The organism is Mammaliicoccus sciuri, assembly GCF_025561425.1.
GTDB classification, from domain to species: Bacteria; Bacillota; Bacilli; order Staphylococcales; family Staphylococcaceae; genus Mammaliicoccus; species Mammaliicoccus sciuri_A.
The window spans coordinates 137671-152913 of record NZ_CP094824.1 but is presented as its reverse complement, the minus strand read 5'-3'; the positions used below and the strand labels follow the sequence as shown (position 1 = coordinate 152913).

Here is a 15243-nt window from a genome sequence, read left to right as displayed (position 1 = left end):
TGACAAAAAAAAGCAGTATTTTATAATTGAAATTGAAAATCATTATCATAATTCAACTTGAGAAAGAGGTTAAAGAAATGAGAAAACTTTTATCAGTTTTAGTAGTACTTGTTGTAATGCTTGCAGCTTGTGGTAATAAACAAGAGGCATCTTCAGACAAAGATACGCATGAAGTGAAACATGCGATGGGAACGACTAAAGTACCTAACAATCCTAAACGTGTTGTTGTATTAACAAATGAAGGTACAGAAGCACTCGTTTCAATGGGCGTTAAACCTGTTGGTGCTGCTAATTCATATGCTGGCGATCCATGGTATAAACATTTAGAGAAGAAGTATAAAGACATTGAACCTGTGGGTGGAGAAAGTGAAATCAACTTAGAAAAAATTGCGAAACTTAAACCAGATTTAATTATCGGTAATAAATTCAGACAAGAAGCACAATACAAGAAACTTTCTGAAATCGCACCTACTGTATTCTCTAAAGAACTACGTGGCGACTGGAAAAACAACTTTAAATTATATGCGAAAGCTGTAAATAAAGAAGATAAAGGAAATGAAGTCTTAAAGAATTACGATAATCACGTTAAAAAAGCAAAAGAAGAAATTGGAGATAAAGCAAACTCAGAAGTATCAATGGTTCGCTTTATGCCAGGTGATGTAAGAATTTATCATAAAGATACATTCTCAGGTGTTATCTTAGACGAACTTGGTATTAAACGTCCTAAAGGTCAAGATAAGAACGACTTTGCAGAAAAAGGTGTTACAAAAGAACGCATTGATGCGATGGACGGAGATTACATCTTCTACTTTACTTTCCAAGAAGATGATAAGAAAGTTTCAGCATTAGAAAAAGAATGGGTAAATGATCCTGCCTTTAAAGAATTAAATGCATCTAAAAAAGGTCATGTTTATAAAGTAGATGATGCTGTTTGGAACACTTCAGGTGGTGTATTATCTGCCAATATGATGATTGATGATTTAAAGGAAAAATTGAATGAAAAATAAATATCTTTGGTTATTCCTCCTATTTTCAGGTATGTTTGTCGTACTATTCATATTAAGCATGATGCTTGGTTATAAGCATTTTACCTTGTCAGATATATGGCAACATTATATTCAAGGAGAAACAATTAAAGATCAACGTGTACTGACACAATTAAGACTACCTCGCGCAATTTTGGGCGGGGTTGTCGGTGTTTTAATGGGTATTAGTGGTGTAATGATCCAAACCATTACACGAAACCCTTTCGCAAGTCCTGGTATTATGGGTGTTAACAGTGGTGCTAGTTTAATGGTTGTGATTGCGACTGTTGGGTTTGGTATGAACGGTGCATTTCAACAAACCGTTATGGCTTTTATCGGTACCATCATCATTGCAACTTTAATTATATTAGCGACAACATTACCCTTTAAGCCATTCAATGCGATGGAATTAACTTTATTTGGAGCAAGTATTAGTGCTTTTTGTATGGCTATTACTCAAGGTCTACTTATCTATAACGAATCAGCTATAGAAGAATTAATATATTGGTTAAATGGTTCGGTAGCTAATAAACATATTAATATTTTAATGTACATATGGCCATTTATTATCGTTGGTTTAATCATATCTATTTACATGGCCAAGCCGCTTAATCTTTATATGCTAAGTGATGACGCATTAAAAGGACTCGGTGCTAAAATATTATCCATTAAAGTATTCACGATGATTGCTGTTGTTCTATTAAGTGGAGCAGCCGTCGCATTAGCTGGTCCGATTGCCTTTATAGGACTGATTACACCTCATGTTGCGAAATTGTTATGTAAATCTCATAACCATTTCATCGTCATACCTTTATCAGGTGTTCTAGGTGGTTGTCTTCTATTACTAAGCGACATTTTAAGCAGATATTTATTAATGCCGAGAGAATTGCCAGTCGGTATTACAACAGCTCTTATTGGTGCACCAATATTCATTTATTTAATTCTTAATCGTAAGGAGTTAACAGAATGAAGAAATTTATCATACTTATTATCATGCTCATGTTAACGACTTTACTCACACTCATGTTAGGTGATAGCTTTATCGCACCTCAAAATGTATTAAGTGGCATATTTAAACTTGGAGATCCTTATACAAACTTAGTCATTAATACTTTAAGACTACCGAGAGTCTTGTTAGCTATTGTTACGGGTGCAGCACTCGGTATTGCAGGTTGTGTCTTACAATTTATTACGAAGAATCCACTAGCATCACCTGATGTGATTGGTATATCACAAGGTGCTAATGTTGGTTCATTAGTATTTCTTATTGTCTTAACAACAAGTACCGAAGCTTTATTATTACCAATAGCTTATCAGCCAATCTTTTCAATGCTTGGTGCGATAATTGTAACGGCATTATTATATTATTTAACAATGCGAAAAAGTTACAAACGAGATCGTCTCATACTCATTGGTATAAGCTTTAATATACTTTGCCAAGCAATTATAATGTTCTTAATATTAACTTCAAATAAACGCAGTGCTCAAGCACAAATTTGGATTACAGGATCCGTTCATCAAGCAGAATATCAACAAGTTATGATAGTAGGAAGCATCTTACTTATCGTTATGTTTGTCCTAACATATTATGCAAGATCATTTGATATTCATTACCTAGGTAGAAATTTATCACTAGCTTTAGGTAATCCTTATCAACACATATCAGTCATTGCATTAATATCAATGAGTATCTTAATTGGTATATCTATGAGTTATGTAGGTGGCATACAATTTGTTGGGTTAATCGCACCACACATCGCACTTAAACTCGGTGCACATCAATTTAGGAATCGAATATTTTATAGTGCCATAATCGGCGCCATCATACTATTATTAAGTGATTTAATCGGTAGAACACTCTTCTTACCAAAAGAAATCCCAGCAGGAATCTTTACCGCACTCATCGGTTCACCATTCTTTATGTATTTATTAATCAAGAGTAGGAAATGATATATTTGATAGTATTAGCGTATTGTACGAAATCGTGAAACACTATCAAAGTAAATAACGATAGAATATTGAAAAAGCAGGGTCATCAAGAAATGACCCTGCTTTTTGTCGTATTTAGGATGGTGAAATTAAATAAATATTGGGGTTGTATGAGTGTAAGCCATGACTTGGGCAATCTCTTGGCTTTATTCATCTCTTAAGCCATGACTGATGTGAACCCAAATATTTGAACTAAACAAATCAAAATATTGGGGTGCATTCTAATGAGGAAAAAATATGAATTTAAATTCAAACTAAAACTTGTAAAAGAATATTTAGAAGGACATCAAAGTTATAGAACAATTGCTTTAAAATATGGTATTTCAAGTTGGTCTGTCCTTCGGATTTGGGTCAATCAATATAAAGAGTTTGGAGAAGAAGGTTTAGAAATAAAAAGTAGAAATACTGTTTATACTAGCGAATTTAAATTATCTGTTTTAAAATTTAGACAAGAAAATATGTTGTCTTATCAAGATACTGCGAATCACTTTAGAATTATTAATCCTATTATCATTGCCAATTGGCAACATCAATTTGATGAAAAGTGTCGTCTTGATATAGATAATAAACAAAAGGGACAAACTCACACTATGACTAAAAAACGATCTAAATCAGATAATAAAAATTTACCTTTAAATGAAAATGAACGTGAAGAACTTGAAAGACTTAGAAATGAAAATGAGACGTTAAAGGCAGGTATAGCTTATCAAAAAAAGTTACAAGCCTTGACCGACATTTACGGAAGCAAAAATCAGAAATAGTAAAGGTCATTAAGGAACTAAATGAAACATATAATATACGATTAAGTATCTTATTTAAAGTCGCTCAAATAGCTAAATCTGTATACTATTATTGGATAAATAAATTTAGTAAAGCTGATAAAGATGAAACATTGATTCAAGTAATAAAAGAAATATGTGAAGAATCAAACTATACCTATGGTTATCGTCGTATTACACAAGCACTAAGAAATAGAGGTCTTATCGTAAATCATAAAAAAGTACTAAGAATTATGAAAGAACATAATCTAACTTGTACAAAGTTCACACATAGAGGTCGTAAGTATCGTTCCTTTAAAGGTAAAGTTGGTAAAGTAGCTCAAAATATATTAAATCGTAGATTTAAAACAAGTCTCCCATTTCAAAAAGTCGTAACAGATATTACAGAGTTCAAATTAATGAATGGTCAGAAATTATATTTATCACCTTTTATGGACTTATATAGTTCAGAGATTATCAGCTTTAAAATCTCAAGTCGTCCTACATTAGATATAGTCATCAATCCATTAAAAGAAATGATAAAGCGTCGTCCAAACCTAGATCATCGTTTAACGATTCATTCAGATCAAGGCTGGCATTATCAACATTCACAATACACTAGATTATTAAAAGACCATAAAATATTTCAGAGTATGTCTAGAAAAGGTAATTGTCTAGATAATTCAGTTATGGAAAACTTTTTTGGGTTACTTAAACAAGAAATGTATTATGGCCAAGAATTTAAAGATTTTCAGGACCTTGAACAAGCTATTCATCGATATATCGATTTTTATAATAACGAAAGAATCAAATCAAAATTAAAAGGCTTATCTCCCAAAAATTACAGGAGACAAACCTTTGAAATAATATACTAATTAAGGTTTAGATTTTTGGGTTCAGTACAGACTTAGAAATGAAAATGAGACGTTAAAGGCAGGTATAGCTTATCAAAAAAAGTTACAAGCCTTGACCGACATTTACGGAAGCAAAAATCAGAAATAGTAAAGGTCATTAAGGAACTAAATGAAACATATAATATATGATTAAGTATCTTATTTAAAGTCGCTCAAATAGCTAAATCTGTATACTATTATTGGATAAATAAATTTAGTAAAGCTGATAAAGATGAAACATTGATTCAAGTAATAAAAGAAATATGTGAAGAATCAAACCATACCTATGGTTATCGTCGTGTTACACAAGCACTAAGAAATAGAGGTCTTATCGTAAATCATAAAAAAGTACTAAGAATTATGAAAGAACATAATCTAACTTGTACAAAGTTCACACATAGAGGTCGTAAGTATCGTTCCTTTAAAGGTAAAGTTGGTAAAGTAGCTCAAAATATATTAAATCGTAGATTTAAAACAAGTCTCCCATTTCAAAAAGTCGTAACAGATATTACAGAGTTCAAATTAATGAATGGTCAGAAATTATATTTATCACCTTTTATGGACTTATATAGTTCAGAGATTATCAGCTTTAAAATCTCAAGTCGTCCTACATTAGATATAGTCATCAATCCATTAAAAGAAATGATAAAGCGTCGTCCAAACCTAGATCATCGTTTAACGATTCATTCAGATCAAGGCTGGCATTATCAACATTCACAATACACTAGATTATTAAAAGACCATAAAATATTTCAGAGTATGTCTAGAAAAGGTAATTGTCTAGATAATTCAGTTATGGAAAACTTTTTTTGGTTACTTAAACAAGAAATGTATTATGGCCAAGAATTTAAAGATTTTCAGGACCTTGAACAAGCTATTCATCGATATATCGATTTTTATAATAACGAAAGAATCAAATCAAAATTAAAAGGCTTATCTCCCAAAAATTACAGGAGACAAACCTTTGAAATAATATACTAATTAAGGTTTAGATTTTTGGGTTCAGTACAGACTTGGGCAATCTCTTGGCTTTATTCACTACTTAAGCCATGACTTCAGCGCTCTCTTGGCTTTACTAAACCCTCAACTCAATCAATATTCATCTTTCCATAATATCTTTCGCTATATGGATTTGTTTATTTCTTTCTTCAGTCACTAGCTTTAAATCATTGGTAGATATTACATTCATCACTTTAACAGCATAATCTGATGATACAATTGCATGTCCTCTCATATGTTCTGTTGCGATTGCTTGTGCGTATACACGTGCAGCAAATTTACTTTGTTCTGTTAGTGACCTTTGTGATAATTGATTCGCCAAAAATCCAGCTTGTCTAAGTTCATAAGCACTAATTTGCCCTTCTTTTCTAAGTTGTAATTTGTGCTCAGTTTCTAAAATAATTGTATGTTTGTCTTCGTCATTACCTATAGCTACATTTTCATAGCTGGCATTATCTTATCTTTGTATTTGATCGGCATTTTCTATGGCTGTTATTTTACCATTCTTTGTCGTTATTAATATTGAGAAGGAATTGTTTGGATTATCATCATAAACTAACCCATCGCTATTTTCTATCGTTGGTGTTCCGTGAACGGATTTAAATGCTTCTACTGTTACATTTGTTGGCGCTATGTATATATGTTCTGCTTTATCTTTGCTATTATATTTTACTGCTACGTTACCATATTTTTCTGCGTGAGATTGTCCAGCTTCTATACGGCCATCTGACTTCCCGAATTTCTTTTCAATGGCATCTTGCGACAATCCAATACCTACTCCATAGAATCCGCTTCTTACATCAGCATTCATAAAGCCTTGGCTAAATTGAGTCGTTTGGACATCGATGCTTGGAGGATCGCCTTCTGGTTCCTCAGTTTCATCACTGGATTCTTTGTCATGACTTTCTTCACTACTCGGTTCTTTATCATCTGTTTGTTGATTACTAGAAAATTCAATACGATTATCACCAGCAATAAATTGATACGCGATGAAACCAAATACACCAACGATTAAAAGTAGTAATATTAATATCATTCCCGAAAATATCTGTTTCAAATTCCTTCCTCCGAACTGTCATTTTCATAAAAAAGTTTATAAATGTATTGTAATTCATATCAAAATGACTTTCTATAGTAACCTAAATAAAAAAAGAATAGATTTCTCTATTCTTTTTGAACTATTTCGAAATATACCTTACACCAACACTTCTGTTTTATTTTCTACGCATTGTTGGACTGATGATGCTACTTGATCGACGACTCTTTTTTCTAATGAATTTGGAATAACATAATTCGCATTGAGTTCATCTTTATGAATGGTTGCTGCTATGGCTTTTGCTGCTGCTATTTTCATTTCAGTTGTGATATGCTGTGTCTTGGCGTCTAATACACCTCTAAATATACCAGGGAATGCTAACAGATTATTAATTTGATTTGGATAGTCTGAACGACCTGTTCCAACGATTGCTGCACCCGCTTCATACGCTTCTTCCGGATATATTTCTGGTGTTGGATTTGCTAATGCAAAGATAATTGGGTCGTTGTTCATTGATTGAACATGTTCTTTTGATAAAGCTTTTGGACCTGATACACCGATAAATACATCAGCATCTTTAATAACATCTTCTAAAGTTCCATGGATATTATCAAGATTTGTATATTCAGCAATTTCTCTTTGTGCATCATTCAACCATTCTTCTGATTTATTTAAGACGCCTTCTAGACTGACGAGCGTAATGTTTTGATAACCCGCTTCTAACAATAATTTCGCAATCGCAATACCTGCTGAACCTGCGCCATTTATAATGATTTTGGCATCTTTATCCGCTTTATCTACAACTTTAAGTGCATTGATTAATGCTGCAAGTACGACGATTGCTGTTCCGTGTTGATCGTCATGAAATACAGGTATATCTAATTCTTCTATTAAACGCTTCTCTATTTCAAAGCAACGAGGTGCTGAAATATCTTCTAAATTGATACCTGAAAAATTAGGTTGTAACGCTTTAATAATTGAAATGATTTCTTCAGTATCTTTCGTGTCTAATGAAATTGGAAAAGCATCTACATTCGCAAGTTTTTTAAAGAGAATACTCTTACCTTCCATAACAGGAATGGCTGCTTTTGGACCGATATCACCTAAACCAAGTACAGCTGTTCCGTCTGTAATAACTGCAATCATGTTACCTCTTGCAGTCAATGTATTTACTTTTGTTTCATCTTCAGCAATTGCTCTACATACTGCCGAAACACCTGGTGTATAAACAACACTTAAGTCTTCTTCTGAAGTCACATCTACTTTGCTCGTGATTTCAATTTTACCTGCGCGTTCTTGATGTAAATTTATAGATTCACCGTATTCATTACTTTCAGTCATTTTTAATTACTCCTTATTTATTTATATTTAGCTTAATAATTTTAATAAAAGTGATGCTAAGATTACGGTAGATACACCACCGATTCTAGTAGCAACTTGTGCAAACGGCATTAATGCCATACGTTTAGACGCTGATAATATCGCAACATCTCCTGTACCGCCTAATCCACTATGACAACCTGTTACGATGGCTGCATCAACAGGATACATCTTCATTAATTTTCCTACGAAATATCCAGATAACATCATGATGAATACAACTGACGCACATACGATAACGTAGGCTGGTGTCACAATCTTCACAACATCCTCTAATGGAATATAAAGCATACCGAGACCGACCATTAACGGCCAAGTTAAACTTGTTGATACAAATTTGTATAAATTATGCGCTCCGTCTTCCATTTTATGTGGCATCACTTTAAGACATTTAATTAATGTCGCAAATAAAATCATAATAACCGGTCCTGGGACACCAATGAATTTCTGACCAAGTGTACCAACAATAAAGAATGTACAAGCAATGAGTAACCCTGCACCCATTAGTGAGAAATCAATGACTTTCTCTTTCTCTTCAGGAACTTCATTACCATCTTCTGATTTTACTAACTTCCCATTTCCTGAAAGATGCTTTTTCTTTTCACCTAAACGCATCATAAGGCCAGCACTGACAACTGCGAAAATATTTCCAATAACAGCTGCTGGAATCATTTGAGATACGAATGATTCTGCTGATCCACCTAAAATAGATGAATATGCAATAGATAATGGAAGTATCCCTTCACCAATACCGCCACCGATAATTGGAACAACGATATAGAAGAAAGTATGTTGTAAATCATATCCAAACAATAATCCAACTAACATACCTACTACGACAGCTAAGACTGTACCCACTATTAAAGGCACAAACATGCGTGTGAAACCTTGAATTAACATTTTTCTATTCATGCCTAAAATACTACCGACTACTAAACAAGAAATATAGAAATACAAGAAATTAGATGTCTTCATCAAAGTCGTAACGGCTTCCATTGAAGATGTATTAATCACATTTAAAAATACTAAAATAGAAGGTACGAGCAATGCTAAAATAGCTGGTCCACCTATTTCTTTTAATATAGGAATTCTCTGACCTAAATCGCCAAGCAATATTCCTAAAATCATAATGACAGCAAATCCACCAATCATATCTGCTGGTAATGTATTGTATACAGATGCTGTTAATATAATCGCAGCTAAGACAATGTATAACGGTAATGGTAATACACCAACTTTAGCTTTCATTAATTTTTCCCATAAGCTTTTTATATTATTTTGGATAGGTAACTCATTCTCGGTAACCGCTTCTAAATTGGTCTTCGTATTCATTTTTATCCCCCTTAATTGATTTAAATTTATTTTATGAAAAAGCAACCAAAAATTATAGCTTATGAAATTTTAATTATCTTTTTGTAATTAAAAAAAACAAACGAACCGAATCGTTTGGTTTTTAATTTAGATATATCATGACATATATCCTTGTAAATATTTTAAGTTGTCTTTGTTTAACTTGTAGAAGTGTATCGGTCGGCCAATACCATATGTTAAAGACTCTTCCAGCACTTCAATATCGGTTAAGAATTTTAAATATTTTCTTACAGATACTCTTGAAATATTAACTGCTTTAGAAATATCATCTGTTGAAAATGCATGATCTTCAAAGTCATTCATCTTCTCAATGATACTTTGCAACATTTCTTTTGTAACGCCTTTTGGCAATTTCAGTTCTGAATCATCTGTAACAACTTGTTTATTCAAGAACTCTGCATCAATATCTGCTTGTTTAATTTGATGATTATCTTTAAAGAAAGTCTGTCCTTGTTTGTATTTTAGTAATGACTTCTTAAATCGTTCAAATTCAAATGGTTTAATTAAATAATCTACCGCACCATATCTGAACGCCGTCTGAATATCTTCAGCATCAGTAGCAGCTGTTATCAATATCGCATCTACTTGATAACCCTGCTCTCTTACATACTTCAAAAAAGTTAAGCCATTTTCTTCTGGCATGTATATATCTAACAATAATAAATCGATTGTCTTCGACTGAATGACTTCCATTGCTTCTGTTACATTCTGTGCAAAATCAACTAACGCTTCGGGATCTACTTTTTCTATAAATTGACGATTGATTTGCGCAACCATTGGGTCATCTTCAACTATAAGTATATTTAACATTTATCTTCGTCCTTTTTGGGATAGTTTATAACAACTGAGAACTGTACATTTCCTGCTTCATGCGCATTGATTGATATTTGACCATCAAGCTTTTCAACACGTTGTTGAACGAGGTGTAAACCATACCCTCTATTCTCTCCCTTAGAAGAAAAGCCTTTTTCAAATATATGTTCATCTAGTTCATGATTTAGCCCTACGCCTGAATCTATCACATCAATCATTAATTGATCTTGTTTATAGTTCAAGTGTACGTCAATTGTTTTCTTTTTAAGTGATGATGATACTAATGAGTCTATACTATTATCAATTAAATTACCGATAATGGTAATAACTTCATGCGTAACATGTGAATCGTTCGGTTCTGGTATCGTAGCATGATTCACTATAGAAAGCTTGATTTGTTGTTCGCGTGCCAGACTAAGCTTACCAATTAAGAAACCCGCTAGTGCAGCATCTTTAACCTTCGATGTGATATCTCCACTTTCTTGACTACCAAGTTCAACAATTTCACGTATGTACTGTTTTAAATCATCGTAATGTTCCATCTGCAACATACCAGAAATCACATGCAATCTATTACTAAATTCATGCGACTGGGCTCTTAACGTATCTGCATACGTCCGAACACCTACCAACTGCTCTGATAATTTATGCACTTCTGTCTTATCTCTGAACGTTGATATCGCACCTACAATGTCATTATTCACAATTAACGGTACTCTATTCACCAATATCTTCACACCATTAATATCTTGCTCTTTATCAAGTTCAGGCTTTCCAAGCTCAACAATTTTAGGCAATTGCGTCGAAGCCATATAATCATTAATTGGCATACCTATAGGATCACCTTTAAGACCTGCTTTCTTAAAAATATCCATTGCAGACTTATTAACTAGATTAATCTTACCTTCTTTATCCACTGCCACAATCCCTTCATGAACAGACTGTAACATCGTATTTCGTTCACCTAGAATTTTCGCGATATGTGAAGGTTCAAGTCCTAACAAAATACGCTTAATATAAATCGATAATAAATACGCACCGATAGCTCCAACAATTAAACCAATCACAGATCCAATAATAATTTTCTTATTGCCATCTGCCAAAGCCTCGTAAACCGTCTGCATAGGCACACCAACCGATACCGCACCAACTTGCTTACCATCAGCATATATAGGCGTAAAAGCACGCATCGTTAAACCAAGCGTACCTTTCGCAATAGAAGAACTAGACTTACCATGTAAGACCTCCCCTTCATCGCCACCTTTAAAATGCTTACCAATCAACTTCTCATTCGGGTGAGACTTTCTAATGCCATTCATATCCATCACAACAATAAAACTCACGTCCGTTGTTTTTTGAATCTTAGACGTATAATCTTGAATCTTATGATCATCACTATCTTCAGCCAAAGACTTCTGCACAACCTCAGAACCCGCAATCGCCTTACCAATAACCTCCGCCTTCTCTTCAGTCGTTCTATGAATCGTATCCTTAATCGTATTACTGATCAATAAACACGTAATTAATAAAGAAAATAACACCACAATACAAACCACAATAATCACAAGCGTACTCAACTTTAATCTTTGCTTCCTCAAAACATAACCGCCTTTAGTAAACATTACAAATGTTATTAATTATTAAGAATATATCATATTCTTAGTTTTCATATAATAAATCACAGGAAATTATCTAAAGTTGAATTTTTATAGATCGTAATTTTACATTTTATTAACCTTGAGAACAATTTTTGATAAAATATAGACAAATATCATAATTTTTGGAGGTAATATTTTGAAAAAGCAAATCGAAATTGTAGGTGCAATTATCTTTAATGATGATAAGGTACTTTGTGCACAAAGAAATGAAAATATGAGTTTACCTCTTATGTGGGAATTCCCTGGCGGTAAAATAGAAAAAGGTGAATCTGAAATAGAAGCTTTAAAACGTGAGATCAGTGAAGAAATGTTATGTGATCTTGAAGTTGGTGATAAAGTTACTTCTACTTCATATGAATATGACTTTGGAATTGTTAACCTTCATACATATAAATGTAAATTGAAAGAAAAAATGCCTACACTTACTGAACATAAAAGTATTCAATGGCTTGATGTTAAAGATCTTGAAACTTTAGAATGGGCCCCAGCCGATATACCTGCTGTCAAAATCATTCAACTATTATTAATGAACTACATAAATGTAAGACATTCACGATTTCAGTCGCTTTTATCACAGAAGGCGGATTAGCAAGTTTAAAATCGCATCTATATGATTTAGACAAAAAAGGTGTTCGAGGTAAAATTATTACTTCGAATTATTTAGGGTTCAACACGCCTAAAATGTATAAAGAACTATTAAAGCTTAAAAATGTAGATGTAAAATTAACTGGTGTTAGTGGATTTCACGCTAAAGGATATGTATTTGACCATGAACATTATTCGTCCATGATTGTCGGAAGTTCTAATTTAACTTCTAACGCTTTAAAAGTTAACTACGAACATAATATCTTACTTTCTACTCAAAAGAATGGTGATCTCGTTTATAATGTTAAAGCTCAATTTGAAGAACTATGGCATAATAGTACGCCTCTATCTGATAAATGGATTCAAGATTATGAGAAGACATACGATGCGCGTAATTTAAAAGAAGCCTATCGTATTACCGAGCAACAAAATGAAATCCAAAAAAATATTGATGAAGCAGTTAGAATCGAACCTAACATTATGCAAAAAGAAGCATTACATTCATTAGCTGAACTCAGAAAAGAGCATAAAGATAAAGCACTGATTATTTCAGCTACTGGTACAGGAAAAACAATTCTCTCTGCATTAGATGTGAGAAGTTACAATCCTAATCAATTTCTATTTATCGTTCATAATGAAGGCATTTTAAAAAGAGCCATTCAAGAATTTAAAAAAGTACTACCATTCGCACAAGATGATGACTTTGGCTTACTAACTGGAAAGCAAAAGCATACTAACGCTAAATATTTATTTGCAACGATTCAAACATTATCTAAAGAAGATGTTTTTAGGCAGTTTGATGAAAAATACTTTGATTATATCGTTTACGATGAAGCGCATCGCTCTGCTGCCTCATCATATCAAAAGGTATTCAATTACTTTACACCTGATTTTGTACTTGGTATGACAGCAACACCTGAAAGAACCGATAATTTAAATATATTTGAAATGTTCGATTACAACATTGCTTATGAAATTAGGTTACAAAAAGCGCTAGAAAGTGAAATACTATGTCCCTTCCATTATTTCGGTGTCACAGACTACGTTCATAATGGGCATTCTACAGATGATTTCAGTAGTTTAGCAGATTTAACTTCTGATGAAAGAGTTAAACATATTCTAGAAAAGACTCAATACTATGGCTATTCTGGCGATACGCTTAAAGGACTTATTTTCGTAAGTAGAAAAGACGAAGCATGGGAACTCGCTAAAAAATTAACAGCTCTTAACGTACCTTCCCTTGCATTAACTGGTGAAGATAATATGGATAAACGACAAGAAGCAATCGAACAACTAAAATCAGGAGAAATCAATTACATTATTACCGTTAACTTATTTAACGAAGGTATTGATATCGCACCTGTAAATCAAATTGTCATGTTAAGGGAGACAGAATCAAGTATTATCTTTATTCAGCAGCTTGGTAGAGGTTTAAGAAAAGCGGAAAACAAAGAATATTTAACGGTTATTGATTTCATAGGTAACTATAAGAAAAACTACCTCATTCCAGTCGCATTATCTGGTGATCAATCACAAAATAAAGATAATTACAGAAGATTTATAGCGGATAATACTGCATTAACAGGTGTTTCTACTATCAACTTTGAAGAAGTAGCTAAAAAACAAATATATGATTCACTGAAACAAGTCAACTTGAGTTCAGCCGCTCACATTAAACAGGCTTATAATGAAGTTGAACAAAGAATTGGTCGAACGCCATTATTAATGGATTTCATTAGACAGAACTCTATAGATCCTAGCGTGATATATTCTAGTGATAGTACTTATAATAACTATCATGAATTCCTAGTCAGATTTAAGAAAATTGAAGACACATTAACTAAAAATGAAAGTCTCAACTTAACGTTCTTGTCTCGAGAAATCGCACCCGGATTAAAAAACGTTGATTATACAATTTTAGAAGCTATTATGAGAAGACCTCATAAAATACATGAGCTACTACCAATCGCACAACAAATTGATTCAAATGTTACAAACGATGACATTCAAACAACCTTGAAAATTTTAGACCATCGTTTCTTTAGCGTTACAATAAACAAAACGTATGGTAACCCTATTATCAACATAATCGATGATGAAGTTAGACTGACTGATACATTTTCAGCAGCACTAGAAAAAACAGTGTTCAAAACATATGTTGATGACATTATCGAATTAGCTAAATACAATAATATGGTACATCACGGTAACCAAAACGGCCTACTACTGTATAACAAATATACTAGAAAAGACTTCGTTAAATTACTAAACTGGAAATCTGATGAGTCCGGGACAATTAACGGCTATAAATTCGGAAATAATACTTTACCAATTTTCATTACATATCATAAACAAGATGATATTAGTGATAATACAAAGTACGAAGACGAATTTCTAAGTCCCGACGAACTCAAATGGTTTACAAGAAGTAATCGTACATTAGAATCAAAAGAAGTCCAAAAAATCCTAGCACATCAAGAAAATAATGTAGACATGTATATCTTTGTAAAGAAAGAAGACGTGGCAGACGGGAAAGAATTTTATTACCTGGGAAAAGCCCACTACATTAAAGATTCAGCAGAACAAACATTCATGCCAAATGCAAAACAACAAAATATCGTCACAATGACATTATCTATGGAATCACCTGTAAAAGACGAAATATATAGATATATCATAGAGGCGTAGGAAACGAAAAAAGTGCAAACTTATCATGAGAATGCACTTTTTTCTATT

The 15243-nt window shown here is 32.9% G+C and carries 12 protein-coding genes and 2 pseudogenes; 8 read left to right on the top strand and 6 right to left on the bottom strand.

Translation table 11 applies throughout. The features are described 5' to 3' along the window. Positions 1–77 precede the first annotated feature (77 nt). The 6 genes from MUA60_RS00650 to MUA60_RS00625 all read left to right on the top strand — a co-directional run bounded on the left by MUA60_RS00650 (position 78) and on the right by MUA60_RS00625 (position 5646). A complete protein-coding gene (locus MUA60_RS00650) occupies positions 78–1007 on the top strand; it encodes an ABC transporter substrate-binding protein (protein ID WP_262649132.1) in 930 nt (309 codons plus the stop codon). Beyond that, the gene (locus MUA60_RS00645) at positions 997–1995 is read left to right on the top strand and encodes a FecCD family ABC transporter permease (protein ID WP_262649130.1); all 999 of its coding nucleotides are present in this window, start codon (positions 997–999) and stop codon (positions 1993–1995) included. Before MUA60_RS00650 ends, MUA60_RS00645 begins: the two co-directional genes overlap by 11 nt. Next, a complete protein-coding gene (locus MUA60_RS00640; RefSeq protein ID WP_262649128.1) occupies positions 1992–2975 on the top strand; it encodes a FecCD family ABC transporter permease in 984 nt (327 codons plus the stop codon). The genes MUA60_RS00645 and MUA60_RS00640 overlap by 4 nt, the downstream gene beginning before the upstream one ends. A 263-nt stretch (positions 2976–3238) precedes the next feature. Beyond that, positions 3239–3775, top strand: coding sequence for a transposase (locus MUA60_RS00635; protein WP_262649127.1), 537 nt, complete (start codon positions 3239–3241; stop codon positions 3773–3775). Then, complete coding sequence (locus MUA60_RS00630) at positions 3772–4647, top strand: IS3 family transposase (RefSeq protein WP_316964792.1); 876 nt, start codon at positions 3772–3774, stop codon at positions 4645–4647. Before MUA60_RS00635 ends, MUA60_RS00630 begins: the two co-directional genes overlap by 4 nt. A gap of 174 nt (positions 4648–4821) precedes the next feature. Further along, entirely contained in the window at positions 4822–5646 is an 825-nt protein-coding gene (locus MUA60_RS00625; protein WP_316964791.1) for an IS3 family transposase, read from the top strand. 118 nt (positions 5647–5764) lie between these two features. Here the strand turns inward: MUA60_RS00625 and MUA60_RS00620 are convergent, their stop codons facing one another. The 6 genes from MUA60_RS00620 to dcuS all read right to left on the bottom strand — a co-directional run bounded on the left by MUA60_RS00620 (position 5765) and on the right by dcuS (position 11862). Next, on the bottom strand, positions 5765–5986 hold the full coding sequence (locus tag MUA60_RS00620; RefSeq protein ID WP_262649125.1) for a putative immunity protein: 222 nt from the start codon (positions 5984–5986) through the stop codon (positions 5765–5767). Between the two features lie 135 nt (positions 5987–6121). Further along, positions 6122–6721 (bottom strand): hypothetical protein, encoded by a 600-nt coding sequence (locus MUA60_RS00615; RefSeq protein WP_262649123.1) that lies wholly within the window; start codon positions 6719–6721, stop codon positions 6122–6124. 138 nt (positions 6722–6859) lie between these two features. Then, on the bottom strand, positions 6860–8041 hold the full coding sequence (locus MUA60_RS00610) for an NAD(P)-dependent malic enzyme (protein WP_262649121.1): 1182 nt from the start codon (positions 8039–8041) through the stop codon (positions 6860–6862). A gap of 27 nt (positions 8042–8068) precedes the next feature. Further along, positions 8069–9412, bottom strand: a complete 1344-nt coding sequence (locus MUA60_RS00605) for a 2-hydroxycarboxylate transporter family protein (RefSeq protein WP_262649120.1) — start codon at positions 9410–9412, stop codon at positions 8069–8071. 135 nt (positions 9413–9547) lie between these two features. Then, on the bottom strand, positions 9548–10261 hold the full coding sequence (locus tag MUA60_RS00600) for a response regulator (RefSeq protein WP_262649119.1): 714 nt from the start codon (positions 10259–10261) through the stop codon (positions 9548–9550). Beyond that, positions 10255–11862, bottom strand: coding sequence for a DcuS/MalK family sensor histidine kinase (gene dcuS / locus MUA60_RS00595; protein ID WP_262649118.1), 1608 nt, complete (start codon positions 11860–11862; stop codon positions 10255–10257). Before dcuS ends, MUA60_RS00600 begins: the two co-directional genes overlap by 7 nt. Positions 11863–12058: 196 nt before the next feature. Between dcuS and MUA60_RS00590 the strand changes: the two are divergent. After that, positions 12059–12436 (top strand): annotated as a pseudogene (locus MUA60_RS00590) ((deoxy)nucleoside triphosphate pyrophosphohydrolase); the annotation flags it as partial. Next, positions 12436–15195: pseudogene (locus MUA60_RS00585) on the top strand (DUF3427 domain-containing protein); the annotation flags it as partial. The pseudogenes MUA60_RS00590 and MUA60_RS00585, both read left to right, overlap by 1 nt. Positions 15196–15243 lie beyond the last annotated feature (48 nt).

Bases quoted from the DNA above. Each gene is read 5' to 3' on its own strand.
- MUA60_RS00650 (WP_262649132.1), top strand. From the start codon at position 78: ATGAGAAAACTTTTATCAGTTTTAGTAGTACTTGTTGTAATGCTTGCA.
- MUA60_RS00645 (WP_262649130.1), top strand. From the start codon at position 997: ATGAAAAATAAATATCTTTGGTTATTCCTCCTATTTTCAGGTATGTTT.
- MUA60_RS00640 (WP_262649128.1), top strand. From the start codon at position 1,992: ATGAAGAAATTTATCATACTTATTATCATGCTCATGTTAACGACTTTA.
- MUA60_RS00635 (WP_262649127.1), top strand. From the start codon at position 3,239: ATGAGGAAAAAATATGAATTTAAATTCAAACTAAAACTTGTAAAAGAA.
- MUA60_RS00610 (WP_262649121.1), bottom strand. From the start codon at position 8,041: ATGACTGAAAGTAATGAATACGGTGAATCTATAAATTTACATCAAGAA.
- MUA60_RS00605 (WP_262649120.1), bottom strand. From the start codon at position 9,412: ATGAATACGAAGACCAATTTAGAAGCGGTTACCGAGAATGAGTTACCT.
- MUA60_RS00600 (WP_262649119.1), bottom strand. From the start codon at position 10,261: ATGTTAAATATACTTATAGTTGAAGATGACCCAATGGTTGCGCAAATC.